The sequence below is a fragment of the Geobacillus sp. CAMR5420 genome, from assembly GCF_000691465.1.
GTDB lineage: Bacteria > Bacillota > Bacilli > Bacillales > Anoxybacillaceae > Geobacillus > Geobacillus thermoleovorans.
Genome location: NZ_JHUS01000030.1, coordinates 58,422 through 84,245, shown reverse-complemented (window position 1 = coordinate 84,245; position 25,824 = coordinate 58,422). Strand labels below are relative to the sequence as shown.

The 25,824-nt window shown below is 54.2% G+C and carries 26 protein-coding genes and 1 riboswitch; of the genes, 6 read left to right on the top strand and 20 right to left on the bottom strand.

What is annotated here, in order from left to right:
• The first annotated feature begins 2 nt into the window (after positions 1-2).
• Positions 3-398: a large conductance mechanosensitive channel protein MscL gene (mscL, locus tag DI44_RS09605; RefSeq protein WP_011230867.1), complete on the top strand. Its 396-nt coding sequence runs from the start codon at positions 3-5 to the stop codon at positions 396-398.
• Between the two features lie 130 nt (positions 399-528).
• Here the strand turns inward: mscL and DI44_RS09610 are convergent, their stop codons facing one another.
• From DI44_RS09610 to hutG, 5 genes are all read right to left on the bottom strand, one after another.
• Positions 529-1,857, bottom strand: coding sequence for a YjiH family protein (locus DI44_RS09610; protein ID WP_014195538.1), 1,329 nt, complete (start codon positions 1,855-1,857; stop codon positions 529-531).
• Positions 1,858-1,962: 105 nt separating this feature from the next.
• Entirely contained in the window at positions 1,963-3,237 is a 1,275-nt protein-coding gene (gene hutI, locus DI44_RS09615; RefSeq protein WP_033025158.1) for an imidazolonepropionase, read from the bottom strand.
• 15 nt (positions 3,238-3,252) lie between these two features.
• The gene (gene hutU / locus DI44_RS09620) at positions 3,253-4,908 is read right to left on the bottom strand and encodes a urocanate hydratase (RefSeq protein ID WP_021321288.1); all 1,656 of its coding nucleotides are present in this window, start codon (positions 4,906-4,908) and stop codon (positions 3,253-3,255) included.
• A 168-nt stretch (positions 4,909-5,076) separates the two neighbouring features.
• Positions 5,077-6,558, bottom strand: coding sequence for a helix-turn-helix domain-containing protein (locus DI44_RS09625; protein ID WP_014195534.1), 1,482 nt, complete (start codon positions 6,556-6,558; stop codon positions 5,077-5,079).
• Positions 6,559-6,562: 4 nt separating this feature from the next.
• Positions 6,563-7,531: a formimidoylglutamase gene (gene hutG, locus DI44_RS09630; RefSeq protein ID WP_014195533.1), complete on the bottom strand. Its 969-nt coding sequence runs from the start codon at positions 7,529-7,531 to the stop codon at positions 6,563-6,565.
• A gap of 141 nt (positions 7,532-7,672) precedes the next feature.
• Here hutG and DI44_RS09635 point away from each other — a divergent pair, with 141 nt between their 5' ends.
• The gene (locus DI44_RS09635) at positions 7,673-8,089 is read left to right on the top strand and encodes a PaaI family thioesterase (RefSeq protein WP_014195531.1); all 417 of its coding nucleotides are present in this window, start codon (positions 7,673-7,675) and stop codon (positions 8,087-8,089) included.
• Between the two features lie 355 nt (positions 8,090-8,444).
• On the opposite strand, the gene DI44_RS09640 is transcribed toward DI44_RS09635, so the two are convergent.
• The 12 genes from DI44_RS09640 to DI44_RS09695 all read right to left on the bottom strand — a co-directional run bounded on the left by DI44_RS09640 (position 8,445) and on the right by DI44_RS09695 (position 19,455).
• A complete protein-coding gene (locus DI44_RS09640) occupies positions 8,445-8,927 on the bottom strand; it encodes a PaaI family thioesterase (protein WP_013523474.1) in 483 nt (160 codons plus the stop codon).
• Between the two features lie 180 nt (positions 8,928-9,107).
• Complete coding sequence (locus DI44_RS09645; protein ID WP_014195529.1) at positions 9,108-9,491, bottom strand: VOC family protein; 384 nt, start codon at positions 9,489-9,491, stop codon at positions 9,108-9,110.
• 16 nt (positions 9,492-9,507) lie between these two features.
• On the bottom strand, positions 9,508-9,864 hold the full coding sequence (locus tag DI44_RS09650) for a hypothetical protein (RefSeq protein WP_240730292.1): 357 nt from the start codon (positions 9,862-9,864) through the stop codon (positions 9,508-9,510).
• 50 nt (positions 9,865-9,914) lie between these two features.
• Positions 9,915-10,019: riboswitch (SAM riboswitch) on the bottom strand.
• Between the two features lie 50 nt (positions 10,020-10,069).
• Positions 10,070-11,854: an oligopeptide ABC transporter substrate-binding protein gene (gene opp4A / locus DI44_RS09655; RefSeq protein WP_014195527.1), complete on the bottom strand. Its 1,785-nt coding sequence runs from the start codon at positions 11,852-11,854 to the stop codon at positions 10,070-10,072.
• Between the two features lie 13 nt (positions 11,855-11,867).
• Entirely contained in the window at positions 11,868-12,776 is a 909-nt protein-coding gene (locus DI44_RS09660) for an ABC transporter permease (RefSeq protein ID WP_014195526.1), read from the bottom strand.
• A gap of 21 nt (positions 12,777-12,797) precedes the next feature.
• On the bottom strand, positions 12,798-13,766 hold the full coding sequence (gene opp4B / locus DI44_RS09665) for an oligopeptide ABC transporter permease (RefSeq protein WP_014195525.1): 969 nt from the start codon (positions 13,764-13,766) through the stop codon (positions 12,798-12,800).
• Positions 13,767-13,784: 18 nt separating this feature from the next.
• A complete protein-coding gene (locus DI44_RS09670) occupies positions 13,785-14,711 on the bottom strand; it encodes an ATP-binding cassette domain-containing protein (RefSeq protein ID WP_014195524.1) in 927 nt (308 codons plus the stop codon).
• Positions 14,698-15,723: an ABC transporter ATP-binding protein gene (locus DI44_RS09675; protein ID WP_033025156.1), complete on the bottom strand. Its 1,026-nt coding sequence runs from the start codon at positions 15,721-15,723 to the stop codon at positions 14,698-14,700. Before DI44_RS09675 ends, DI44_RS09670 begins: the two co-directional genes overlap by 14 nt.
• Before the next feature lie 321 nt (positions 15,724-16,044).
• Positions 16,045-17,535: a glycerol kinase GlpK gene (glpK, locus tag DI44_RS09680; RefSeq protein ID WP_013523471.1), complete on the bottom strand. Its 1,491-nt coding sequence runs from the start codon at positions 17,533-17,535 to the stop codon at positions 16,045-16,047.
• Positions 17,536-17,584: 49 nt separating this feature from the next.
• Positions 17,585-18,403, bottom strand: coding sequence for an MIP/aquaporin family protein (locus DI44_RS09685; protein ID WP_020756086.1), 819 nt, complete (start codon positions 18,401-18,403; stop codon positions 17,585-17,587).
• Positions 18,404-18,607: 204 nt separating this feature from the next.
• Positions 18,608-19,009 (bottom strand): sporulation protein, encoded by a 402-nt coding sequence (locus DI44_RS09690; protein ID WP_021321293.1) that lies wholly within the window; start codon positions 19,007-19,009, stop codon positions 18,608-18,610.
• Positions 19,010-19,203: 194 nt separating this feature from the next.
• Complete coding sequence (locus DI44_RS09695; RefSeq protein ID WP_014195521.1) at positions 19,204-19,455, bottom strand: hypothetical protein; 252 nt, start codon at positions 19,453-19,455, stop codon at positions 19,204-19,206.
• A gap of 320 nt (positions 19,456-19,775) precedes the next feature.
• Between DI44_RS09695 and cspD the strand changes: the two genes are divergently transcribed.
• Both cspD and DI44_RS09705 read left to right on the top strand, forming a co-directional pair.
• On the top strand, positions 19,776-19,976 hold the full coding sequence (cspD, locus tag DI44_RS09700; RefSeq protein ID WP_003251474.1) for a cold-shock protein CspD: 201 nt from the start codon (positions 19,776-19,778) through the stop codon (positions 19,974-19,976).
• Positions 19,977-20,106: 130 nt separating this feature from the next.
• Entirely contained in the window at positions 20,107-20,376 is a 270-nt protein-coding gene (locus DI44_RS09705; RefSeq protein WP_013145665.1) for a DUF2564 family protein, read from the top strand.
• A 227-nt stretch (positions 20,377-20,603) separates the two neighbouring features.
• On the opposite strand, the gene DI44_RS09710 is transcribed toward DI44_RS09705, so the two are convergent.
• A complete protein-coding gene (locus DI44_RS09710) occupies positions 20,604-20,819 on the bottom strand; it encodes a zinc-finger domain-containing protein (RefSeq protein WP_013145666.1) in 216 nt (71 codons plus the stop codon).
• 6 nt (positions 20,820-20,825) lie between these two features.
• Positions 20,826-21,491, bottom strand: coding sequence for a ribonuclease H family protein (locus tag DI44_RS09715; protein ID WP_033025154.1), 666 nt, complete (start codon positions 21,489-21,491; stop codon positions 20,826-20,828).
• 233 nt (positions 21,492-21,724) lie between these two features.
• Between DI44_RS09715 and DI44_RS09720 the strand changes: the two genes are divergently transcribed.
• Both DI44_RS09720 and sspL read left to right on the top strand, forming a co-directional pair.
• Positions 21,725-22,651 (top strand): DMT family transporter, encoded by a 927-nt coding sequence (locus DI44_RS09720; protein ID WP_033025151.1) that lies wholly within the window; start codon positions 21,725-21,727, stop codon positions 22,649-22,651.
• 102 nt (positions 22,652-22,753) lie between these two features.
• A complete protein-coding gene (gene sspL, locus DI44_RS09725) occupies positions 22,754-22,891 on the top strand; it encodes a small, acid-soluble spore protein L (protein ID WP_011230846.1) in 138 nt (45 codons plus the stop codon).
• Between the two features lie 37 nt (positions 22,892-22,928).
• On the opposite strand, the gene acnA is transcribed toward sspL, so the two are convergent.
• On the bottom strand, positions 22,929-25,649 hold the full coding sequence (gene acnA, locus DI44_RS09730; protein WP_033025150.1) for an aconitate hydratase AcnA: 2,721 nt from the start codon (positions 25,647-25,649) through the stop codon (positions 22,929-22,931).
• Positions 25,650-25,824 lie beyond the last annotated feature (175 nt).

Here is a 25,824-nt window from a genome sequence, read left to right as displayed (position 1 = left end):
ACATGTGGAACGAATTTAAAAAATTCGCCATCCGCGGCAATGTCATCGATTTAGCCGTTGGGGTGATCATCGGCGGGGCGTTTGGCAAAATCGTTTCCTCGCTCGTCAATGACATCATCATGCCGCTTGTCGGGCTGATTCTAGGCGGCATCAATTTCAGCGATTTGTCTTGGAAAGTCGGCAAAGCGGAAGTGAAATATGGGGCGTTTATCCAAACAGTCGTCGATTTTTTGATCATCGCGTTTTCGATTTTCCTGTTTGTGAAATTGATCAACACGCTGTATGAACGGGTGAAAAAGCAGGAAGAGGTGAAGGAAACCGCACCGACGCTGACGAAAGAGGAGGAGCTATTGACAGAAATTCGCGATTTGTTAAAGCAACAGCGGGAAACGACGTGAAAGCCTGTCTGGAAGATGGACAGGCTTTCATGGCGCTGAAACTTCTCAGTCGGGTTGATGGAATGGCGGCGAACCTGAAAATCGCAGCCGCCCCATCGATGTCCGTTTTCATCGAAGCGCCGCACTCCCGTCAAAGCAGCCAATATGCAAGCGGCGCGGTGAGGATGAGCGTCAATACAGTCCGCTCGAACCAAATGACAAGAAGCCGCGGCAAGCTGAGCGGGATTTCCGTAGACAAAATGCATGGAATGACAGCGGAAAAGAATAGGATCGCTGATACGGATACAACAGCAATAATGAATTTCGTGACAAGCGGTGCTTCGGTGACAAGCAAGGCCGGCAAAAACATTTCTGCGATTTCGATGGCCGAAGCTTTCGCGGCCAACAGCGGTTCAGGGATTTGCAACAGAAGGGTGAATGGATAGAACAGGTAACCCAACCAGTCAAACACCGGCGTATATTCAGCGAGCAACAGCCCGATCAGTCCGACTGACATAATGGACGGCAAAATGCCCATCGTCATGATGAAGCCATCTCGCAAGTTCTCCCATATGTTTGTCCCAATCCCTTTTGACTGCTCTACCGCCCTCATCGCTTCAGCCCAAGCTTGTTTCATATAGTTGCCCGTTACTTTTTGCTCGGGATCCCCCTTGCCGTCGTAGTATTCATCGCTCATGCGGCTTAGCGGCCAAATCCGAGCGGTGAACGCTGTAACGGCAAACGTGACAAGAAATGTCACCCAAAAATACGTATTCCAGATTGGCATGAGCCCCAATGTTTTCGCCACAACGACCATAAATGTCACGGATACAGTGGAAAAGCCGGTGGCGATGATCGCCGCTTCTTTCACGGTATATTTGCCTTCTTTGAACACTTTATTAGTGATCAATAACCCAATGGAGTAGCTGCCGACAAAGGAAGCGACGGCGTCAATCGCCGAGCGGCCCGGCGTTTTCCAAATCGGCCGCATGACGGGTTGCATCCACACACCGACAAATTCAAGCAGCCCGTAACCAACAAGAAGAGCGAGAAAAACCGAGCCAATCGGCACAAGGAGACCGACGGAAATGACGAGTTTGTCATACAAAAACGGCCCCATATTCGGTTGAAACAGCCACGACGGACCGATGTGAAACACAAGCATGACCGCCGTGATCAGTCCTAGAACTTTCAACAGTGAAAAAACGGTTGTCACAGCATCTTTGTTCCACGTTTTTTTGTAAAACGGATAAACGGCACCGAGAGCGATCACGATAAGAGCATAATAAGGAACAAGTGCCGAAAACTGGGTGCGGATCCATGTCACAATATGATCGAGCAAAATCGACGATGTGCCGCCAATTGACACCGGAACGAAAAACACGAAAATCCCGATGGCACTGTAAACGAAAAACTTCCATGCCCCGCTTGCCGGCGTTGGTGTCGGCACGGATGGCGCCATGTTTGTATCCGTTTTCATTTTCCTCCACCCCCATTTGTTCTTCTACAGGCTAAAGACGACAGCACGGCCGGAAGCATAACCGCTCCCGGTCGCTAAACACCTCGACGGAAGACCATTCCCCCTTCAGATGTACACCTTGCCGTCGTTCACCACCACCTTTCCACCTTTGATCACCGTCTCCGCATGGTTGACGCCGTAATAGTACATGATTTGCATATAATTCGGGACATTGAAAATGACCAAATCCGCCTTCTTCCCCGGCTCGAGGCTGCCGACGAGATGCGCGCGGCCGATGGCGTGGGCGGCATTGATCGTGGCGGCGGCCATCGCTTCAGCGGGAGTCATGCCCATATGCAGGCAGGCAAGGCTCATGACAAGCGGCAGCGAGACGGTCGGCGACGAACCAGGGTTGCAGTCGGTCGCCAAAGCGACGGGAACGCCGGCGTCGATCAAACGGCGGGCATCGGCGGCTTGGGTCATGAGGAAAAACGCCGTGCCTGGCAAGAGAACGCCGATGACGCCGCGATCGGCCATGCGGCGGATTCCTTCGTCTGACGCGCGAAGCAGGTGGTCGGCGGAGATGGCGCCGACTTCGGCTGCCAGTTCCGCCCCGCCATACGGCTCGATTTCATCGGCGTGGATTTTCGGCGTCAAGCCGTGCTCTTTGCCTGCTTCGAGGATGAGGCGCGCCTGGTCGGGGGTAAAGACGCCGCGCTCGCAAAAGACGTCGTTGAACTCGGCGAGCCCCCGCCGGCTCACTTCGGGAATCATCTCGTCGATGACAAGGCGGACGTATTCATCCGGATCGTGCTTCCACTCCGGCGGAACGGCATGAGCGCCAAGAAACGTGGAGACGATATCGACCGGGTGGGTGTCATCGAGACGCTTGGCGACTTCAAGCTGCTTGATTTCGTGCTCAAGGCTTAAACCATAGCCGCTTTTTGCTTCGACGGTCGTGACCCCATGAAGCAAAAACTGATCGAGCCGCCGCTTGCTTTCTTCATACAACATCTCTTCCGACGCCTCGCGCGTCGCTTTTGTCGTCGCATGAATGCCGCCGCCTGCGTTCATGATTTCCATGTACGTCGCCCCGCCGAGCCGCATCGTCCATTCGTGTTCGCGGCTGCCGGCGTAAACGAGATGAGTATGAGGATCGACAAGCCCAGGCGTCACCGTTTTGCCCTTAGCGTCAATGACTTCCGCTTCGGCGAGCCGATCGGCAAATTGGCGGGCCAGTTCATCGTCCGCCCCAACCGCCACGATCGTGCCATGTTCGATCCAGACGCTGCCGTTTTCGATGATGTGAAGATCGCTCATCTTCTCCTTGACAAGCGGAGCCGCGGAGCTTCCCGCCAGCGTGACGAGCTGGCGGGCGCGGCGGACAAAGAGCGGTCGCATAGGCGGTTCCCCTTTCTATTTCAGCATCGGCATATCGATGCCTTTTTCTTTCGCTGTCCGAATGGCGAGCTCATACCCAGCGTCGGCGTGGCGGACCACACCAAGCCCCGGGTCGGTCGTCAACACGCGCTCCAGCCGTTTTTCCGCCTCTTTCGTGCCGTCGGCGACAATGACCATGCCGGCGTGAATGGAGTAGCCCATGCCGACGCCGCCGCCGTGGTGAACCGACACCCAGCTTGCGCCGCCGACCGCATTCAACAGCGCGTTTAAAATCGGCCAGTCGGCGATGGCGTCGCTTCCGTCTTTCATTCCTTCCGTCTCCCGGTTCGGCGAAGCAACGGAGCCCGAATCCAAATGATCGCGACCGATGACGATCGGCGCTTTCAGCTCGCCTTTGGCCACCATGTCGTTGATGATTTTCCCGAACTTCGCCCGCTCGCCGTAGCCGAGCCAACAAATGCGCGCCGGCAGCCCTTGGAACTTAATGCGTTTTTGCGCCATGCGAATCCAATGGCAAAGACGCTCATTGTCGCTGAATTCACGCAAAATGACTTCATCGGTTTTATAAATGTCTTCCGGGTCGCCGGATAATGCCACCCAGCGGAACGGCCCTTTTCCTTCGCAAAAGAGCGGACGGATGTAGGCCGGCACAAAACCCGGGAAGGAAAAGGCGTCGTCCACCCCTTCGTCTTTTGCCACTTGGCGGATGTTGTTGCCGTAATCAAACGTCACCGCCCCTTGCTTTTGCATCGCCAGCATCGCTCGAACATGCGCGGCGATCGACTGTTTTGCACGGGCGATGTACTGCTTCGGATCGCGCGCCCTGAGTTCGGCGGCCTCATCAAGCGTAAGGCCAGCCGGGATGTAGCCGTTTAACGGATCGTGGGCGGACGTTTGATCGGTCAAGACGTCCGGAACAAAGCCCATTTCGACGAGACGCGGCAACACTTCAGCCGCATTGCCGACAAGGCCGATCGACAGCGCTTTTTTCTCTTCCTTCGCTTGTTTCGCCATCTCGAGCGCCGCGTCTAGGCTGTCGGTCATCGTATCCAAGTAATTCGTGTCAATGCGGCGCTGGATGCGGGCCGGATCGACTTCGATGGCGAGGCAGACGCCGCCGTTCATCGTCACGGCGAGCGGCTGCGCCCCGCCCATGCCGCCAAGGCCGGCGGTTAGCGTGATCGTCCCGGCCAGCGTGCCGCCAAAGTGCTGGCGCGCCACTTCGGCAAACGTTTCATACGTCCCTTGGACGATCCCTTGGCTGCCGATGTAAATCCAGCTCCCGGCCGTCATTTGTCCGTACATGATCAACCCTTTTTTGTCAAGTTCGTGGAAATGGTCCCACGTCGCCCATGCGGGCACGAGGTTGGAGTTGGCGATCAGCACGCGAGGGGCGTCCGGATGCGTGCGAAACACCGCCACCGGCTTGCCGGATTGAATGAGCAACGTTTCATCGTTTTCTAAACGAAGAAGGGTGTCCACAATCGCCTCGTAACATTCCCAGTTGCGCGCCGCCTTGCCGATGCCGCCGTAGACGATCAACTCATCCGGCCGCTCGGCGACATCGGGATGCAAATTGTTGTTTAACATACGCAACGCCGCTTCTTGAATCCATCCTTTCGCCCGCCGCTCTGTTCCCGCAAACGGGCGTACGGTCCGTTTTTCTGCCATCGTCATCCTCTCCTTTTTCCTCTTTGCTTTTTATTGTAAGGAAGCCAAGAGGATGGAGATAGATTCTCGTCTTTTCAAGATGATCCATTTTTTTTGAAATTTCTTTTTTCTTTTCGCTTCATCTATCCATTTCTTTTGATATATGTTCATTTCTTTTGAAAAAACCGCCTACCGCGGTGATGACGGTTTCAGCCGTTGTTCATCGCGGTAGGCGGTCGGCGTCTGGTTCAGTTCGGCTTTAAAGACGCGCATCAAATAATGGGCGGTGCGAAACCCGGTTTGTTCGGCGATTTCTTTAATCGACAAATCCGTCTGCCGAAGCAGCCGTTTCGCTTCCTCAAGCCGCCGGTTGGTCAGCCACTGGCGAAACGTCACGCCGCGCTTTTTCGACAACAAATGGCTGAAATACGCGGGGCTGCGCCCGGCGGCGGCCGCGACCCGCTCAAGCGTGAGCGACGGATCGCGAAAATGCGCCTCCATATAGCGGAGGCCGCGCTCCACGGCGTCGACGCGCGCGTCTTCCTCGGCCTGCTTGGCCTCATGGAACAATCGATATAAAAATAAAATCAATTCTTGAACGATGCGATACAAGACGGGATTGTACAAAATGTCTTGAAAAATGCGCATATACTCCCGCTCGGTTCCGCCGCGGTCAAGGCCGTATGTTTTCATAAACCGGCGGATTTGCGCCAAGATGCTCGTCAGCCGCGTCCGCACCATCTCCGGGCTCGGAAACGGCGGCTTCCAATGGGAGAATTCGCGCCGCAGCCATCGCTTCACCCCTTCATGGTCGAACCGCTCGAGCATCTCGATCCATTGCCGCTGCTCCTCCGGCGTCAAAAACGGATCGAGCTCACGCCACTGTTCGTATTCCGAAGCGGGAGCGATCACTTGGCGATAGCCAATGAAAAACGTCGTCTCCAGCAACCGGCGGGCCGCTTGGTATTGCCCGCGCACCGTTTTCCGACCATCAGGCGGCATCACGACAACCGCGAGCGGCTCATGATGCTCCTCTTCCCAATCGCGCAACAGCTTCCACGCCTCTTCTTTCCCGTCGCCCGGCAAATCGGGAAGCAGGCAAACCGCCATATGGGTGAGCGGCAATACGCGCGCCCGTCCGCGAAACGGATAGCTCGTTAAAAAGCGGATCACTTCTCGAGACAAGGCAGGCTGTTCCGCCTGCACAAGCCATACATGGGTGGAAGCTGCGGCGGGGTCATCGTAAAATAATGCGCGGTAGTCGTCATGGCCGTCAAAACCCGCTGTCAGGCTCGAGCGGCTGTTGGAGGAAAGCGAAACCGCCGTCCTCAACGCTTGTTTCAGCTTGGCGGGCTCAAGCGGCTTCACAAGCAAATCGACGCATTGCCAGTCGATGGCTTGTTTCGCCCGCGCAAACGTCGCCTCGGCCGTTGCGGCAATCACGCGTTGGCAAAACAAGCGGACGTGGGATGTCGCCTTCGACCATCGTTCATACGGAATCATATCCAGTTCGACGTACAATAGCTCCGGCGCCTCCCGCTCAAGAAACGCCATCATCTCCTCGACCGTAGCCGCCGTATATACTTGCTCAATCGGCAAGGAATACGCGGAAACGAGCCAGCGGATCGCTTCTCGTTCCTTGTCGTCCCGTTCGGCAATGACCAATTTCACGTTCTCACCGCCTTGGCTGCAAGCGTCGAAAATGAAGGAGCGCTTCCATGCAAAAGGCGGCGGCCAACGCCACCGTTTTTCCGCCTTCATCCCAGAGTGGATTGACTTCGCAAAGATCGACGCTGATCGTTTTCGGATGAGAAACGATTCGGCGGACGAGAGCGCGCACTAGCGACGGAGCGAGTCCAAACGGCGACGGCGCGCTCACCCCCGGCGCGGCAGCCGCGCTGATGGCGTCCATGCAAATGGTCAACATCACGGCATCGTGATGAGCGGCAAATTCCTCGATTTGTTCATAGGCGGCCTCGATCGGCCCTGCGGTCAGCTCGTCTTCAAGCATGTACCGGCAGCCGTACGTCTCGGCCGCCGCAAACAGCGCCGCCGTGTTGCCAAGCCGCTGAATGCCGAGGCAGAAGTAACGGACCCGTTCGTCTTGATCCAATATTTGCCGAAACATCGTCCCGGACGTCGGCCCGTCATCGTACGGGCGCAAGTCGAAATGGGCGTCAATGTTGAGGATGCCAAGGCGGGCTTCGGGCCCGAGCGCTTCGCGAACGCCCAAGTAATGGCCGTACGCCGTCTCATGGCCGCCGCCGATCACGATAGACGCCATCCCGTTTTTCAGCAGGCGGGCGACCGCCTTCCCAAGTTCAGTCTGGCTTTGTTCGAGCCGTTCATCGACGCAAACGACATCGCCTGCGTCATAGACAACGACCCCTTCCGGAAGATGCCAAGGCAGCCGGGCCAGCGCCGCTTTGACGGCGGCCGGCGCCTCTTTCGCCCCTTGGCGGCCTTGGTTGCGGCGCACTCCTTCGTCGCACGCAAACCCGATGAATGCCGCCGCTCGTTCCACCGTCTCCAATGGCTGCGACAAATCGAGCAAGCGAATGCGCTGATGAAGACGAAACGCCTGCTCATCGCTCACGCTGTCAATCCGTCCCGTCCAACGGCCGGCGTCTGGCGGTTGATACATGAGACCATCTCCTTTCCATCATCAGCTGCTTGTTTCTTTCGCCACAGCTTTGCCGTTCTCCTCCTCATGCACGCGAAAAGAGGAAATCGCCGCCGTTTGGCGAATAAAAAAACATGATTGACAACAGAAAGGGTGTTCCACATGAAGCCAATGACCAACTTGCACGCTGTCATCGCCGGTCAAAGCGCGCCGCCCCCATGCGACGAAACGCTCGGCGTCCGCCTGACGGAAGCCCGAGACGGCTATGCGAAAGGCGTATGGACAATCAGCGAATCGCTGCTCAACGGCAACGGGGTGATTATGGGCGGGTTCGTCGGGGCGGCGGCGGACATTCTCATGGCGTATGCAGTGACGACCTTGCTTCGCGATGACCAAATGCACGCCTCCATCAACTTGCAGACGACGTTTCACCGCCCAGCGGCGGCTGGAGAAGCCGAAATCGAGGCGCGGGTGGAAAAGTTCGGGAAAACCGTCGCCTATGTAACCGCCATCGTGCGGCAAAACGGCAAAGAGGTGGCGAGCGCCACGTCGTCGGTGCTGATCATGGACAAACCGTGAAGGTGATGGATCTCCAAAAGGCGTTTTTGCGCATGCTCGTTCTCCTTGGATTCGACGAGGCCAAACAGCAGCTGCTGTTGTTGTTTTGAAACGCATGGAAAGCGATGATCAGAGGAATCCGAGAAAACCGGTGAAAAACGATGATGTTCGCCAAATCGGTGGTTTTGTTGAAAAAGGAGAACCAATTTCACAAGGTTTCCCCACTTGAGAAGAGGCGTTGTCGAGTTGCCTTTTTCATGACATCATCAGTCCTCAATGGCGAAACGAGGTGAGGCGCAGCCGTTTTCGACCAGTTGCCAAGCGCCGGAGAAAGCGCTGTCAAAAACAGCCGCTCTCCGGCGCCTTTTGTTGCTTGTTACCCACGGACAAACGTTTTCGGCATTACGACGGCGACGACTTGCCCGCGGGCGCACAGTTCGCCGTTGGCGAACACTTCGGTGTCCACTTTCCATTTTTTCGGATGAATCTCCGTCACAGTGCCGACGGCGACAAGCGGCACTCCATGCGGCGTCGGCTTGACGAAATCGACGTGAAGCGACGCAGTGACAAAGCGCGGCGGCGTTTCCCCGCTCCCTGGTTCATGGCCGTTTTTCCGATGCAAGGCAAGCGCCGCTGAACCGGTGCCGTGGCAATCAATGAGCGAGGCGATCAGCCCGCCGTACACAAACCCTGGAATCGCCGTATGTTCCGGACGCGGCGTATACACCGTCACCGTTTTGTCGCCCCGCCACCCGGTGCGAAAATGGTGGCCTTGTTCATTCAGACGCCCGCAGCCGTAGCACCAGGCGAATTCATCAGGGTAGTCGTCTTGAATCGCGTGCACGATCATTTCTTCCACGTCATCCTCCCCCTCTCTTTTTCTAGTATACCATTGAATCGAGAAGACGACGACTCCTACATGGACGGTTGTTGTCTAGCGGCAGGCAAGGCCATACGAAGAAAAATGGAACGAAGCGCCAATCGCCAGACGGCAAATTCATAGGCGGCCCAAACAGCTGGCCGCCTAGCGTGACGCCATTTATCGAGCAGGCTCGTAAAACTCGATCCATTCGCCGTCGGGCCCGAGGAAGAACAAATATTTTGCTCCGTTCGGAAGTGTCGTTATTTCTTCCCACACAAGCGGCACACCGAGCGACTGAAGCCGTTCTTTCTCCTGCTCAATGCCTTCCACCGTAAACGCCACATGGTGCACTTTTCCTTCCGTCGGCAAATCCGGATTGTATCCTTCGATCAGCTCGACAATGATCGAGCCGCCAATCCCTAAAAACGCCAATTTCATCGTGCCGTTCGTATGAATCATTTCGTCGAGCAGCTCTAAGCCGACAACATTTTGATAAAACTCTTTCGATGCTTCGATGTCTTTCACTTGAATGCCGACATGTTCAAATTTTTTGACTGCCATTCGTCCCTCTTCCTTTCTATGACTCAGTTAACCATACTGCTTGTAAATACGGCGTCATCTGCATCGGGAAAATCCCTTTTTTCCCAAGCTCTGTCCATATGTAGCGGTCAAGGGCGTACGGTCCGTCCGCCTTCCATTCGTCCGCCTCGCTGTCGGTCAACAACAACGAAAAGGCTGTTCCTTGCGCTTCCCCATACAAATGAACGTATCCGTCCCCACGGTCGACATGCACCGCCGCCTTAGGGTCAAACCGGATGAGCTCCGCCTGCACACAGCGCATGACACAAACGGCGAACGCTGCGGCAGGGAGATGAGCGGCCATGCAAGCGCGGAGCGAAACCGCCTCCTCCACTGTTTCTCCTTCACCTCCCATCGACAAAAACCCCCTTCGCCTCGGAATGATGCGAAAGGGGCCATGAGCCGTTCTTATCATCCAAAGCGAAACCGCTTTGCGGGTGTTAGCACCTTGCCTGCGGCAGGTTGCTGTGGGGTCATCAAGCCCGTTCTCTCGCCCACTCTTGATAAGACGTATGCAATTTATCTTCTATCTTATCATACATCATCAAAGGCAACAATCGTCATTGTTCGACTTCCGGTTGCTCGGACGTGACGCCGACATCTTTCCACGTCAGTTTCGAGCCCGGATCGACCGTGAAGTTGGCGACGCGGTTGTTGACGGCATAAATGGCCGAACGATACAACGTCGGGATGACCGGCACTTCTTCGTTCATCAGCTTTTGCCATTCACTGTAAATTTTCCGACGATATTCTTTGTCAAACGCCTGTTCGGAATGGCCTTTTTCCAACAGTTCATCGTTTTTCTCATTCACCCAGCGCGAGTAGTTGAACATGACGTTGCGGCCGTACAATCCGTACGGGTCGACGTCCGTTCCAGTTCCCCAAGCGGCGGCGTAGACATCCACTTTCGGATCGTCTTTTTCGACCATATCGTAGAAGGAGTTGAACTCCGCCAAGCGTCCGTCTACAAGCTGAACATCGAGGCCCACATCTTTCCAGCATTGCATATAAAATTTGGCCAGCGGTTCAGCGATGTCCCCACCGCTCATCGCCAAGAAGTTGATCTTGAATTTTTTGCCGTTTGGATCTTCGCGGAGGCCATCGCCATCCACATCTTTATATCCCGCTTCATCCAGCAATTGTTTCGCTTTTTCCGGATTGTACGTATATCCTTTGATGGAGCTGTCATGATAGCCCGGGAACGACGGCGGAATGAGCGTGTTCGCCGGGAAGCGCAAGCCATGATACAGGCGGTCAGCCACCTCTTGGTTGTTGATGGCATACGCCATCGCTTGGCGCAGTTTTTTGTTTTGGAATTTCGGATTGTCCATTACGTTTTCCTGCTTTTTCGCATCCCAATGGCCGAGTTTAAAGCCGATATAGTTGTACGCCAAATCCACTCTACCGATAAACTGAATGTTTTTCGTCCCTTTCGCGTTCAAATATTGGTCAGTCGGGAACTCAGCGACGTCAATTTCGCCTTTTTTCAGCGCTTGCAGGACGACTTGCGGGCTGACGACTTTCAAAATGACGCCTTCCAAGTTCGGTTTGCCAGCCCAGTAGTCATCATTGCGAACAAACTCTACCGACTCGCCCGGAACGATTTTCTTCACTTTAAACGGACCGAACCCGATCGGGTTTTTCCGGATTTTATCCGATTTCGCCAAGTCTTTGATCGGAATGTCTTTCAAGTAATGCTTCGGCAGCGGATACGCCCAAATGCCGGTCAACACCGACGGATTGGCCTGTTTCCATGTGATCGTCAACGTCTTTTTGTCGATGACTTTAATGCCGGAAATTTTATCCGCTTTGCCGCTGTGATATTCTTCCATCCCGACGATCCCTTGGATGAGCGCATCGCCATAGCGGACGCCGGTGTAATCTTTATGGCCGATGACCAAATACGCATACTCCAAGTCTTCAGCGGTCACCGGCTGGCCGTCATGCCAATTCACATTGTCTTTAATATGGATTGTCATCGTCTTTTTATCATCCGACAACTCATACGTGGCAGCCCCATCATTTGTAATTTCATAGTCACCGTTCGTCCGGAAAAGCGACTCGTCAAAAAATTGCAAAATCTCTGCGTCGGGCGCTCCGGTGTAGAATGCATAGCTGAGCGTCCCTTCAAACGGCGTATCGGACACAAGGCCGTATTTCAACACGCCGCCGTCGATGATTTTCCCGTCGTTTTTCACCGTCATCGGGAATTTGCTGATGTCTTCCTTCTGAGCCGCCGGTTTTTCGTTATTGTTGCCCTTTCCGCTCGTTGTGTCGGATTTGCCCGTGCACCCGGCGAGCACGAGCAAGAGCGCGGCGAGAGCCGCCAGCCATTTTCTCTTCACATTTTCTTCCCCCTTATCCTAGTCGTTGTCTTGCATCAGCCGCACGTTTCAGCGCTTGGCCGATGAAATTTATGCACAGCATCATCACTAAAATAAGCAATGACGCAGGCAACCAAACCCACCATTTGTTTTGCAAAACATCCGGGTTGGTCGCATAGCTGACCAACGTCCCTAAGCTCGGCGTGCTCTCCGGCAGCCCGAAGCCAAGATACGTGAGCCCGGACTCGATGCCGATGTTGCCCGCCAAATTTAACGTCAAATTGACGATAATGATCGAGCTGAGGTTGGGCAAAATTTGAAAAATAATGATTTTCCAATCTGGCGTGCCGAGCGTTTTTGACGCGCTGACATAATCCAGCTCGCGCTCGGCCAGCGTTTTGGCGCGGATCAGCCGGGCTTTGCCCGTCCACAAAAACGCGCTCATGATCAAAATGAACGTCAATACATTATATTTAGGCACAATGGCGACAAAAACAATAACGAGCATCAAAAACGGCAGAACGAGAATGAAATCGATGATGCGCATAATGACATTGTCAATCCAGCCGCCAAAATAGCCGGCCACCAATCCGACAATGAGGCCGATCGCCCCAGTGATGAGCGTAATGGCCAGTCCGATCGTAAACGAATTGCGGGCGCCGATGATGAGCTGGCCAAACACGTCGCGCCCTCCGTAGTCTGTGCCAAGCCAGTGTTCCGCTGACGGCGGAGAATAGATGGAAAGAAAATCCACTTTCACGATTTCCTCTTGATCCAAAAAGAGCGACACGCCATAGACGATCGACAAAAGGATTCCTAAAATGATGAGCGAACCAAGCGCGAGCCGATCCCGAACCACCTCCCGCCACATGATCGAAAAGGCGGAAGGGCTTTTCTCGATGTTCGCTCCGGCCGGCGTTGGGCCGCTGATTTCCGCTTTCATGTCAGCTGCCTTCCTCCTTCCCTACTCAATCCGGATGCGCGGGTCGACCGCACTCAAAATGATGTCCGACAACAGAGTGCCCACCAGCGTCGCCAGGCCGGAAATCATGACGAGCGCCGTCACGACGCTGTAATCCCGCTGCATAATCGACTGCAAAAACAGCTGGCCAAGCCCCGGATAGCTGTAGATCGACTCCAAAAACACGGAACCGCCGACAAGCCCGGTGATCTCATACCCTAAAAACGCCGCGATCGGCAAAAACGAATTGCGCAAAATATGGCGCCAATAGATGTGCCGCTCCGGCACGCCTTTCGCCCGCGCCGTTTTCACGAAATCTTTCACTTTCGTATCGACGATTTCGCTGCGCAAATATTGAATCGTAACGACCGTGTTGATGAGCGCTCCCGACAACGCCGGAAGCATGAGATGGTTCAATTTGCTTAAATAGTAAGCGAGCGTCCCTTCCTCGACCTGAACGTCCACGCTGCCGCCGGTTGGAAACCAGCCAAGGTGAAAGCCGAAAATAAACAGCATGATCAAAGCAAAAATGAACAGCGGCGTGGCAAACCCGAGATAGCTGTAGCCGACGATCAGCTTATCAGCCCATGTATCTGTCCATCGCCCCGACACGATGCCAAGCGGAATGGCAATCAGGTACGTCAAAATTAAAATCGCCGCCGACAGCAACACCGTATTCCCGATCCGTCCGGCCAGCAGATCAGTGACCGGCTGCTGGTGGGTATAGGAAAGGCCGAGATCCCCTTGCAGCATGTTTTTCACCCAACGGATGTATTGAATATGTACCGGATCATTCAAGCCAAGTTTTTCCCGCATTTCCTCAAGCGTCTGCGGATCCATTTTCGGGTTGGCCGCCAGCTGCCCCGTCAGCGCATCGCCCGGCATCGCCTTCGCCAGTAAGAAAATGAGGACGCTCAGCAAAAACAATTGCGGAATCATAATGAGGATTCGCCGTAAAATAAATTTCAGCATCTTCCCGTCTTCCCCTCTTTACGGAATGGCCACCGAGTGCGTCGGCGAAATCGGCTTGAGCGGGTGAGCCCGGCCGTTTTCATCAAAATAGCGGGAATACGACTGCTCATATTCTTTTTCCACTTCGCGGCGAAGCGCCTCCTGCCGGCCGCGTTCGCGCGGATCGGCGTTCGGAATGGCGGAGAGCAGACGTTTCGTATAAATATGTTGAGGATTCGTAAAAATCTCCTCGCTCGTCCCTTCCTCCACGAGCCGGCCGCGGTACATAATGCCGATGCGGTCGCACATATGCCGGATGATCCCTAAATCATGGCTGATGAACAAATACGTCAGCCCGTACTCCTGCTGGATTTCTTTCATGAAATTCAACACTTGCGCCTGCACCGACACATCAAGCGCCGACACCGGCTCATCGGCGATGATGAGCTTCGGATTGAGCGTGAGCGCCCGCGCAATGCCGATGCGTTGGCGCTGTCCGCCGGAAAATTCATGCGGATATTTGTAAATCGACTCCGCGCTCAAGCCGACCCGCTCTAAAACGTATTGCACCTTCTGCCGCTCCTCTTGCGGGGACAGGCGTTCAAAATTGCGGAGCGGCTCGGCGACAATGTCGAGCACACGTTTGCGCGGATTGAGCGAAGAATACGGATCTTGGAAAATCATCTGGATGTCTTTCCGATACGGATGAAACTCGCGGCGGCGAAGCTTTGTCAAATCCGTCCCTTCAAACAGCACTTCCCCGGCCGTGGCGCGGATCAAACCGATAATCGTGCGCCCTGTCGTCGTCTTGCCGCAGCCGGACTCGCCGACGAGCCCGTACGTTTCCCCTTTGTTCAGCGTGAAACTGACATCGTCCACCGCGCGGACATGGTCGACCACCCGGCGAAAAAAACCGCCGCGCACCGGATAGTATACTTTCAAATGGTTGACGTTAAGAAGCGCCATAGCCGATTCCACCTACCGTTTGATCATCGGGAAAATAAAAATGTTGATAACATGTGCAACGCACCCAGTGCCCCGGCTCCACTTCCCGCAACTTCGGATCCGATTCGTGCTTATCCGCCCCAATCCAGCTGATGCGCGGCTGGAAGCGGCAGCCGCGCCGCGGCAGTTTATGCAGCGGCGGAACGATCCCTTGGATGACGTGGAGTCGTTCCTTTTTCGTCTGCGCAGACGGGATCGACTGCAACAATGAGCGAGTGTATGGATGAAGCGGACGGTGAAAAATGGTATCGACGTCCGCTAACTCAACGATTTCCCCAGCATACATGACCGCCACACGGTCCGCCATTTCCGCCACCACCCCCAAATCATGCGTGATTAAAATAATGCTCGTTTTCATTTGCCGCTGCAACTCTTTGAGCAGCCCTATGATCTGCGCCTGAATCGTCACATCAAGCGCCGTTGTCGGTTCATCGGCGATGAGCAGGGCGGGCTCGCAGGCGATGGCGATCGCGATGACGACCCGCTGCCGCATCCCCCCGGACAACTCGTGCGGATAACGGTGGTACACCTTTTCCGGCTCCGGAATGCCGACTTTGCGAAGCAAGACGATCGTTCGCTTCTTTTTTTCGGCTGCTGACAGCCGCAGATGGTAATCCATGCTTTCTTCGATCTGCCGGCCGACCGTCATGAGCGGATTGAGCGCCGTTAACGGATCCTGAAAGATCATCCCGATTTCTTTGCCGCGGATGCGATTGAGTTCGGCAACGGAGAGCGACAGCAAATTTGTCCCTTTAAAGTGCAGGCGCCCCTCAATTTTTGTCTTTTCGGGCGGGTGGAGACCCATAATCGACAAAGCGAGTGCGCTTTTGCCGCAACCCGACTCCCCGACGAGAGCGACGACTTCGTTCTCCCCGATCGCCAGCGAAACGTCGTCGACCGCCGCATAATAGTCATCACCGATGCGGAAAGAGATTCGCAACTCCTCAATTTCCAATAACGTTTGCTTTGCCAATGTGTCCTTCTCCCTTTTGTTAGTATTACTAAATTTTAGACTATATATAATATTTAGATAATATTCTATCATTTTTTTTCGTAAATTCAATATTTATAGAAAAAATATCAGTAAATTTTTTGATTCCTTTCCAGTCTTATACCTCATAGAAAAACATGACTGTGAACTACAGCTCAGTTTCAACCACTATTTTTTGGACAATAAATAAGCAGATGCTCCACGAAAGGAACATCTGCCTAAGCAATGAACAAAAAAGTGGAAAAGGACACAGCTTGACCGCGGCCGCCCATTCACGATCGATTATTGCTTTGTTCCCTATAGTTATTTAAACGCCATCGCCGCCCGCACCGCTTTTTTCCAGCCATCGTAGAGCATCGTTCGCTTGTCGTCATCCATCTTCGGCTCAAACCGGCGCTCAAGCTGCCATTGGGCGGCGATGTCATCTCGGCTGTTCCAGTAGCCGACCGCCAGCCCGGCCAAATACGCCGCACCCAAGGCCGTCGTTTCATTCACAACCGGACGTTCGACCGGAACGGCAAGCAAATCGCTCTGGAATTGCATAAGGAAATTGTTTTTCACCGCCCCGCCGTCAACGCGCAACGTGGTCAGCGAGATGCCGGAATCGGCTTCCATGGCGGCGAGCACATCTTTTGTCTGGTAAGCGAGCGATTCCAAGGTGGCCCGGATGAAATGCTCTTTCGTTGTGCCGCGCGTGAGGCCAAACACCGCCCCGCGCACCTCGCTGTCCCAATACGGCGTGCCAAGCCCGACGAACGCCGGTACGACATACACCCCGTCGGTCGACTCGACTTTTTCAGCGTACGCTTCGCTGTCAGCCGCCGTTTTGATCATCCGCAAGCCGTCGCGCAGCCATTGAATGGCCGAACCGGCGACGAAAATGCTGCCTTCAAGGGCGTATTCAACCTTGCCGTCAATTCCCCAGGCGATCGTTGTGAGCAGCCCGTGTTTCGATTGCACCGCTTTTTCCCCCGTATTCATCAGCATAAAGCAGCCGGTGCCGTACGTATTTTTCGCCATCCCTTCCGTAAAGCACGCCTGGCCGAACAAAGCCGCCTGCTGGTCGCCCGCGGCTCCCGCGATCGGCACCTCCACGCCGAAGAAATGATGCGGAACCGTTTTCGCGTATACTTCCGAGGACGGGCGCACCTCAGGAAGCATCGCCTTTGGCACGTTTAAAATCGCAAGCAGCTCGTCATCCCACTCGAGCGTATGAATGTTAAACATTAATGTGCGCGACGCGTTCGAGTAATCGGTTACATGGGCGCGGCCGCCGGACAGCTTCCAAATGAGCCACGTATCAATCGTGCCAAAGAGCAGCTCTCCTCGCTCCGCCCGTTCGCGCGCCCCCTCGACATGGTCCAAAATCCATTTCACTTTTGTCCCGGAAAAATAGGCGTCAATAAGCAAGCCGGTTTTTTCGCGGAATAGCGGGTCATACCCTTTCGCTTTCAGTTCATCGCAAATGCCGGCCGTCTGCCGCGACTGCCAGACGATGGCGTTGTAAATCGGGTTGCCGGTGTCTTTCTCCCACACAACCGTCGTTTCCCGCTGGTTCGTAATGCCGATCGCCGCCACTTGTTCCGGCTTCACTTGCGCCTCGGACAAGACGCTGGCAATGACCGCAAGCACCGATCCCCAAATTTCATTGGCGTTGTGCTCGACCCAGCCGGGCTGCGGAAAATATTGCGTAAACTCTTTTTGCGCCATATGGACGATTTCGCCCTTTTGATTGAACAAAATCGCGCGCGAACTCGTTGTGCCTTGGTCGATGGCTAAAATGTATTGATTCATGACATTCTTCCCCCTTCACCTTTATTTGCTTACAAACCCGGTACGCCAACTAGAGAGAACGGCGGCTTGCGGCGCTGGTTGTTTTTCCTTTTGCCATCTTCGCCGCCGCCAAAACGACTGCGGTTGCCGCCAGCACTCCCCATAATGCGCCTGTCGGTTTTCCCAAGAAAACGGCTTTATAGACCAAACTGCCTAACGCGCCGCCAAGCAGCGGTCCGACGATCGGCACCCACGCATACGCCCAATTCGATGACCCTTTCCCTGGGATTGGCAACAAAAAGTGGGCTAAGCGAGGTCCAAAGTCTCGGGCCGGATTAATGGCGTATCCCGTCGTACCGCCGAGCGACAGTCCAATCGCCACGATCAAAAAACCAACGATAAATGGATTGAGCCCATCAGCGAATTTGTTGGCGCCAATGGCCAAGATGGCCAAAACCAACACAAACGTTCCGATGATCTCGCTAAGCAAGTTGGCAGCCGTATTCGGCACTGCCGGACCCGTCGCAAACACGCCAAGCTTGACACCCGGGTCGTCTGTTTCCTTCCAATGCGGCCAATAGTGGAGATAGACGACGGCAGCCCCAACCATAGCGCCAAGTACTTGTGCCAACACATAGCCAGGGACATCTTTCCATGGAAAATCACCGCTTATGGCCAATGCCACTGTCAGCGCTGGATTGAGATGGGCGCCGCTATACCGGCCGACAGCGTATACGGCCACGGCCACCGCCAGCCCCCACCCCATCGTAATGACAATCCAGCCCGAATTGGCCGCATATGATTTCTTTAAATTGACCCCGGCGCACACACCAGCGCCGAAAATGATGAGCAGTGCCGTGCCGATGAATTCCCCTAAAAATGGCGACATTTGTTCTCTTCCCCCTTTTCATTCGTGATTTCCTCTGCTATTTCCTGCTTGGGCGGCCCCTCCGGAGGGTTAGCCGTTGGGTGGAAAAACAAAAACCCACACACTTCCCCGCTAAGCAACGAGGAATATGTGTGGGTCTCCGCTTCTCCACCACAACGTTATTAACTTGCTTTTAGCATATCATCTGTTGAAAACGCTGTCAACCTATTTCTTCGGCAAAATTTGCACGTAATCGAAGTCGAGCGTATCGACCGCGTCTTCGATATGAAGGCGGGTGATGAACCGGTACGACTGGCCGGGGCGCGATGGCGGCAAGGTTTCTGGAATCATGTAGGAAAACGGGATTTCCTTTTTCTCGCTCGGCTTGATCCAAAACGCTCCGGCCGCCGGAATGACGGCGACAATGGCATCCAGCTCCTTGCCGTTTTCGATTGTTTTTTGCACGAGCTCCACATCGAGCCGCTCGATCCTTTGTTCCACCGTTCCGCCGTAAATGTGGACGATCCCTTGAATCATTTCCCCCTGGCGCCATAACGATTTATTTAAGATCAAGTCGACGTGCGCCGACCCGACTCCGACTCTTGACATCATTTTGCGCAATAACACCGTAGTCACCTCTTTGTCTCTCTTGTCATATCATCATACGAAAAAACGAAGCCGCTTGTTTCAACGCGAGCCAAAAAATAAACAGACGATGCTGGCGCGGCACGTCTGCCCCTGGGAGAAACAGGGACGAATGCGGCTTGTTTTGTTACCGCTTACATTCGAGATTACCGCATTCGCCTTCCGCTGTCAATTGGTTATTCGTACACATTTTCGTTTTCGATAATGTAATCGATTCGAATGACCGGGACGTCCTGTTGCTCGACTTCCGCGACAATCAAGCCGACGCGGTCATTATAGATGCAAAACATATCCTGCCCTTTGCGAAACGCCGACTCTCCGTACGAAAGAACCATGTGGTAAATTTTATTGTCGCTGAAATAACGGCGGCTGACCCGGCTCCCTAACCGGACGATCACTTCTTTTCCCGCGATTTTTCCGCGGTACATCCGCTCTCCCCCTTTTTGTCGTTCCTATTCCAATGTATGGGCGTTGTGGCCCGCTCATGACTATTTTCTCCCCCAGCGGCCCGTTTTCCTTTTCAACGCATTGTTTTTCGGGCCGGCAAACAATTTTTTCGGAAATTTCCTTTCTTTTGCTTGACGCGGCCACCCGCGGTAGTGTATAGTAAAGTCATCATATAACAGAATATATTTCAGGCATTCAACATGAAGGTGCATCTTGGATGGCTGTGAAGTATATTTTGTTATTTGATAAAAATCTTGAGGTTAGCCGAACAGGCTAAAGGTATTAGGAGGAATTCAGTATTATGCAACGTGGTAAAGTAAAATGGTTTAACAACGAAAAAGGCTACGGTTTCATCGAAGTGGAAGGCGGTTCCGACGTATTCGTCCACTTCACGGCGATCCAAGGTGAAGGGTTCAAAACGTTAGAAGAAGGCCAAGAAGTTTCGTTTGAAATCGTCCAAGGAAACCGCGGACCGCAAGCAGCGAACGTTGTCAAATTATAAGACTTCGTTGACATAGACGAGAGAACGGGAGCGGAAAGAAAGGCATCCTGCACCATCGCAGGATGCCTTTTTCATTTGATTGGCATAAATTTCACCAAACGGCAAACAATAAAGAAAGGGAGGTGTTCATATGGCCAGACGCGATGCCGACGTACATACGGGATACAACGATGTAAAGCAAGTGGAAATGTTCGTCGAAACGGCGGAGAAAATGGTCGGCCAGGCGACGATGCAACTCGACCCCGAGATGCTTCGCCATGCCGAACAAGCGGTGAAAAACGCCCGCGACCAACTTGCGCGCGCCCGCCAAGAAGCAACGGGCGTCGACGGTGATTTTCTCGCCCGTTGCGAACAAACATTGGCCCGCGCCGAACACCAGCTTCGCGAGGCGCAGCAATAAGGCAAGCAAGATGGAGCTTCGCTGTGCGAAGCTCTTTTGGCTTATATCCCCACTTGCTAAAGAAAACGAAGCAAACTGGCATTCTTTTGAGAAAACAGGCGAAAAAACCTGCTTTGCTGGCACAAGAAGTTATCTGATCTGCCTGTCAGCGGTGAAACGCCGTTCCATCGCTTGTCTCTTCAGTGCGCAAGAAGAAAACAGAGCGCCCCCCGCTTTCTGATCCGCCATTATCGACGCGGACGCGGCGGCGCTGATAGAAGCATCTCCCCGTACTGCCGCATTTGTTCCCCGACCGTGCATTGCTGGATGCAAAACGATTGGGCGTACGTTTTGCCGTACTCTTTCCGGAACGTGCTTTTTAAAAAGCAGCCATCGCAGTACGTTTCCTCCAGCCAAGCGATTTGGTCCAATATTTCTTTGCGTCGGTTCCGCTTCTTTCCCATACGACCTTACCCTTTCCCTGTCAATTCCGTTCGGCTTGTGATGATCTGCCCTTCAAGCGCCTGACGGGCGAGCGAATCCGCCTCTTTATTTTGTTTGCGCGAAATCGGCTCGTACGCCGGCTCGATGTGAAGTTCGCGCATTTTCGCTTCAATGCGGTCAAGCCAGGTGTTGAAATCGTCCTCAAAACACGGCCAATCACCGGACAGCTGCTTTAACACGACGTGGGAGTCGCCGCGGAACGTCACCGGCAAATGATGGACGCCAAGCTCCTCAAGCAGCTGCATGACAAACCAAAATGCCGCATACTCCGCCTCATTATTGGATTTGATTTCGCCAAGTCGACGGTTGGCGCGCAACCGGTAGCGATGGTCGTTTTGCTTATAGTATACGACCGCGCCGGCGCCGCCTTGGGACGTCTCATGGTCAAAGCCGCCGTCGAAATACACAACAATCTCATGCGGCTCGCCGCCGATCTCCTCAAGCAGCTTTTGCAGCTCTTTTTTTGACCACACCGTACCGTTTCGATCAACAAACTCAACTGTTTTCGTCCGCCCGGTTTTTTCAAAATCATCTGCCAAAGTGAGCGCCTTTTTGGCCTCCACCCAATCGGAAACAAGAAACGCCTCTTGTTTTTTCGGTGTGATATATGTCCAGTGGATTTGTACATCCAACGTTGGGTCACCCTTCCGCATGGCGATGATCGGAGCTGGTTTTTATTTTACCACACTTTCGCCCTTGTTCATTACCTAATATTATGCGCAAATTCTTTTCGTATCAACCATTTTGCCGCAGGCACCCATCTTTTTTCCAAAATATCTGTCTTTTCCGGCCTATTTGTGGTACACTAGCAGCTAGCCCCCAAAATGAGATAGGGCGCAACCATAATGAAGAGGGAGGATTCGAATTGAAGCGTCAAACCATAGCCGATCTGAGTCTGCTAATGGTGACCTTCGTCTGGGGTGCGACGTTTGTCGTCGTCCAAAATGCCATTTCGTTTTTGGAGCCGTTGTCGTTTAACGCCGTTCGCTTCAGTTTGGCCGGCTTGTTGCTTCTCGCCTGGATCACCGCCGTTTCCCGTCCGCTCTTCGGTCAGTTGTCATGGCAGGTCATCGGCGCCGGGGCGTGGATGGGGCTATGGCTGTTTTGCGGCTATGCATTCCAAACGGTCGGGCTGTTGTACACCACTTCCTCGAAAGCTGGCTTTATTACTGGACTGAGCGTTGTGCTCGTGCCGCTGTTTTCCTTTTTGATTTTAAAGCAAAAACCGTCTGTGAATGCGGCCATCGGAGCAACACTTGCTGCGTTTGGCCTGTATTGGCTGACGGGGGGAGCGGAGCTGTCGTTCAATCAGGGGGATTTCTTTGTCTTGCTCTGTGCTGTTTCCTTTGCCATGCACATTATCGTCACCGGCCTCTATTCCTCTCGGTATTCAACGATGTTGTTGACGATGGTGCAAATTTTCACCGTCGCCGCGCTCTGTTTCGTCTTTGCCTTTTGGTTTGAAGATGCCGACGACATGTGGAATATAGCGGTGCTCCGCCGCCCGGAAGTATGGGGAGCGCTCGCTGTGACATCGCTGCTGGCGACGACCGCGGCGTTTCTCATCCAAACAGCGGTGCAAAAATATACGACTCCCGCCCATGTCGCTCTCATTTTCGCCATGGAGCCGGTGTTCGCCGCTTTGACCGCCTACCTTTGGGCTGGGGAACAGCTGTCGCCATCGGCCTGGCTTGGCGGCGCTGCGATTTTGGCCGGCATGATTTTCGCCGAACTGCCAAGCATGCGCCTCTGGGGCAGACGGTGGCGGGAAAAGCGGAACATCCCATCGTAGCCGCAACGATTGCTCTTAGCGAAAAACAGTGAAGCTTTCCTCCTTTGCTTATATTTTGACCAAGGGCGGCCATACTATCCGTAAAGAGCGGAGGTGAGAGCAATGACCAAAAACGGCGGCCGAAACCGCGGCACGAAGGCGCCGGGCGTCAACCCGCAAGGCTTTGGCCAAGACGGAACGTTCACCCCGGATCCAAAAAGCAAGCTTGAGAACGCAGCGAAAAAGCTCAACACAAAATAAAAGCAGGCTTCCCGATATGGGAGCCTGCTTTTTGTCGTTATTGTTTCACTTTCGCCAATTTTTCGCGCAACACCATTTGCAAAATGCCGCCGTGGCGATAGTAGTCGATTTCGACTTCGCTGTCAAAGCGGACGATGACCTCAAATTCTTTCTTCTCACCCGTATCCGGGTTCGTCGCCGTCACTTTGACGAGATCGCGCGGTTTGACGTTTTCATCGATGTGAATGTCGAACACTTCTTTGCCCGTCAAGCCGAGCGTCTCCGCATTTTCGCCTTCTTTGAATTGCAACGGCAGGACGCCCATCAAGACGAGGTTCGAGCGGTGGATGCGCTCAAAGCTTTCGGCGATGACCGTTTTAATGCCGAGCAAGAACGTCCCTTTCGCCGCCCAGTCGCGCGAGCTGCCCATGCCGTAGTCTTTGCCGGCGATGACGACAAGCCCAGTGCCGTCTTGTTTATATTTCATGCACGCATCGTACATCGACATCACTTCGCCGGTCGGCCAGTACGTCGTATAGCCGCCTTCCGTGCCCGGCGCAATTTGGTTGCGGATGCGGATGTTGGCAAACGTGCCGCGCATCATCACTTCATGGTTGCCGCGCCGCGAACCGTACGAGTTGAAGTCTTTCGGCTCGACGCCTTTCGAGATCAAATATTGGCCTGCCGGCGTGTTTTTGCCGATCGACCCAGCTGGCGAAATATGGTCAGTCGTGACCGAATCGCCGAACTTGCCGACGACGCGCAAGCCGGTGAGAGGTTCGACTTTGCGCACTTCCGGCGACAAGCCTTCAAAGAACGGCGGATTTTGAATGTACGTCGAGTTTTCATCCCATTGATAAAGCGGCTCATCCGTCGTTTCGATGGCGTTCCAGCGCGGATTGCCGTCGAACACGCGCTCATATTCTTTGCGGAACAGTTCCGGATCGACCGCTTGTTTCACGACGGCTTTTACCTCTTCCATCGACGGCCAAATGTCGCGGAAGTAGACGTCATTGCCGTCTTTGTCTTTGCCAATCGGCTCGTTCAACAAGTCAATGTCGACCGTGCCGGCGAGCGCATAGGCGACAACAAGCGGCGGCGATGCCAAATAGTTGCCTTTGACAAGCGGGTGGATGCGGCCTTCAAAGTTCCGGTTGCCGGATAGGACGCTTGTCACAAGCAGATCGCTTTCCGCGAGCGCTTTTTCGAGCTCCGGCGCAAGCGGACCCGAGTTGCCGATGCATGTCGTGCAACCGTAGCCGACGACGTTGAAGCCGAGCTGTTCAAGATACGGAAGCAGCCCCGAGTCACGCAAGTAGCCGGTGACGACTTTCGAGCCCGGCGCGAGCGACGTTTTCACGTATTTCGGCACTTGCAAGCCTTTTTCAACCGCTTTTTTCGCCACTAAGCCAGCGGCGACGAGGACGTACGGGTTCGACGTATTCGTACAGCTTGTGATCGCCGCGATGACGACAGCGCCCGTTTTCAATTTCACTTGTTCGCCGTTCAGCTCGACCGTAATTTCCCGCTCTAAGTCCGCTTCCGTCAAGCCAAAGCCTTGGTTGCCTTGCGGGGCTTTCACCGCGTCGCGGAACGACTGTTTCATTTTCGAGAGCGGGATCAAGTCTTGCGGCCGTTTCGGCCCCGACAAGTTCGTTTCGATTTCCGACAAGTTGATTTCAACGACATCCGTAAACACCGGCTCCGGTGCATCCGGCGTGTAGAACAAACCGTTCGCTTTGCAATACGCTTCGACGACTTGAACGTGATGTTCGTCGCGGCCGGTCAAGCGCAAATAGTCAAGCGCTTCGGCGTCGACCGGGAAGAAGCCGCACGTTGCCCCGTATTCCGGCGCCATGTTGGCGATCGTCGCCCGGTCCGCAAGCGGCAAAGTCGCCACTCCTGGTCCGAAAAATTCGACGAATTTGCCGACGACGCCTTTTTTCCGGAGCACTTGCGTCACCTTAAGCGCCAAGTCGGTGGCCGTCGCTCCGTCCGGCAGCTTGCCTGTCAGGCGGACGCCGATGACTTCCGGCACCGGGAAGTACGACGGTTGGCCGAGCATGCCGGCTTCCGCTTCAATGCCGCCGACCCCCCAGCCGAGGACGCCGAGGCCGTTGATCATCGTCGTATGCGAGTCCGTGCCGACAAGCGTATCCGGGAATGCTTCGTACTCGCCGTTTTCCCCTTCGACCGCGTGAACGACGCTTGCCAAATATTCCAAGTTCACTTGGTGGACGATCCCCGTTGCCGGCGGAACGGCGCGATAGTTATCAAATGCTTTTTGCGCCCATTTCAAAAACTTGTACCGTTCGGCGTTCCGTTTGAATTCCAAATCCATGTTGTACTCAAGCGCATCGTCCGACCCGTAGCGGTCGACTTGCACCGAGTGGTCGATGACGAGATCGACCGGAATTTCCGGGTTGATTTCGTACGGATCGCCGCCCAAATCGGCCATCGCTTTGCGCATCGAAGCCAAATCGACGACCGCCGGCACGCCGGTGAAGTCTTGCAAAATGACGCGCGACGGCTTAAACGGCACGTCAATGTCTTTCATTTCCGGCGTTCCCCATTTCGCCAAGTTTTCGACGTGCTCTTTCGTGATGACGCGGCCGTCGACTTGGCGAAGCACCGATTCAAGCAATACTTTGATCGAGTACGGCAGGCGGCTCACCTGGCCGATGCCCGCTTCTTCAAGCGCTTGCAAACGGTAGTAGTTGTAGGTTTTGCCGTTTACAACAAACGAAGAGCGGGCGTTGAACACATCTTGTTTCGCCATATGTATAACCCCCTTCACTTCACAATAATACTATACTATTTTTTCGCACAAAAGTCGAAAAAATAGCATGAATTCTCCCAATCCCCATAAAGTTCGGCACGACTTTATCTTATTACAGAACAGGACAAGTTGTAAATAATGATTTCCAATGTCTCGCCATATTACTTCCTTACCG

Bases quoted from the DNA above. Each gene is read 5' to 3' on its own strand.
- sspL (WP_011230846.1), top strand. From the start codon at position 22,754: ATGACCAAAAACGGCGGCCGAAACCGCGGCACGAAGGCGCCGGGCGTC.
- DI44_RS09660 (WP_014195526.1), bottom strand. From the start codon at position 12,776: ATGAAAGCGGAAATCAGCGGCCCAACGCCGGCCGGAGCGAACATCGAG.
- DI44_RS09670 (WP_014195524.1), bottom strand. From the start codon at position 14,711: ATGGCGCTTCTTAACGTCAACCATTTGAAAGTATACTATCCGGTGCGC.
- hutI (WP_033025158.1), bottom strand. From the start codon at position 3,237: ATGCGACCGCTCTTTGTCCGCCGCGCCCGCCAGCTCGTCACGCTGGCG.
- DI44_RS09705 (WP_013145665.1), top strand. From the start codon at position 20,107: ATGGCCAGACGCGATGCCGACGTACATACGGGATACAACGATGTAAAG.
- hutU (WP_021321288.1), bottom strand. From the start codon at position 4,908: ATGGCAGAAAAACGGACCGTACGCCCGTTTGCGGGAACAGAGCGGCGG.
- acnA (WP_033025150.1), bottom strand. From the start codon at position 25,649: ATGGCGAAACAAGATGTGTTCAACGCCCGCTCTTCGTTTGTTGTAAAC.
- DI44_RS09710 (WP_013145666.1), bottom strand. From the start codon at position 20,819: ATGGGAAAGAAGCGGAACCGACGCAAAGAAATATTGGACCAAATCGCT.
- DI44_RS09645 (WP_014195529.1), bottom strand. From the start codon at position 9,491: ATGGCAGTCAAAAAATTTGAACATGTCGGCATTCAAGTGAAAGACATC.
- DI44_RS09635 (WP_014195531.1), top strand. From the start codon at position 7,673: ATGAAGCCAATGACCAACTTGCACGCTGTCATCGCCGGTCAAAGCGCG.
- glpK (WP_013523471.1), bottom strand. From the start codon at position 17,535: ATGAATCAATACATTTTAGCCATCGACCAAGGCACAACGAGTTCGCGC.
- DI44_RS09610 (WP_014195538.1), bottom strand. From the start codon at position 1,857: ATGAAAACGGATACAAACATGGCGCCATCCGTGCCGACACCAACGCCG.
- DI44_RS09695 (WP_014195521.1), bottom strand. From the start codon at position 19,455: ATGTACCGCGGAAAAATCGCGGGAAAAGAAGTGATCGTCCGGTTAGGG.
- opp4B (WP_014195525.1), bottom strand. From the start codon at position 13,766: ATGCTGAAATTTATTTTACGGCGAATCCTCATTATGATTCCGCAATTG.
- mscL (WP_011230867.1), top strand. From the start codon at position 3: ATGTGGAACGAATTTAAAAAATTCGCCATCCGCGGCAATGTCATCGAT.
- DI44_RS09650 (WP_240730292.1), bottom strand. From the start codon at position 9,864: ATGGGAGGTGAAGGAGAAACAGTGGAGGAGGCGGTTTCGCTCCGCGCT.
- hutG (WP_014195533.1), bottom strand. From the start codon at position 7,531: ATGTATCAACCGCCAGACGCCGGCCGTTGGACGGGACGGATTGACAGC.
- DI44_RS09685 (WP_020756086.1), bottom strand. From the start codon at position 18,403: ATGTCGCCATTTTTAGGGGAATTCATCGGCACGGCACTGCTCATCATT.
- cspD (WP_003251474.1), top strand. From the start codon at position 19,776: ATGCAACGTGGTAAAGTAAAATGGTTTAACAACGAAAAAGGCTACGGT.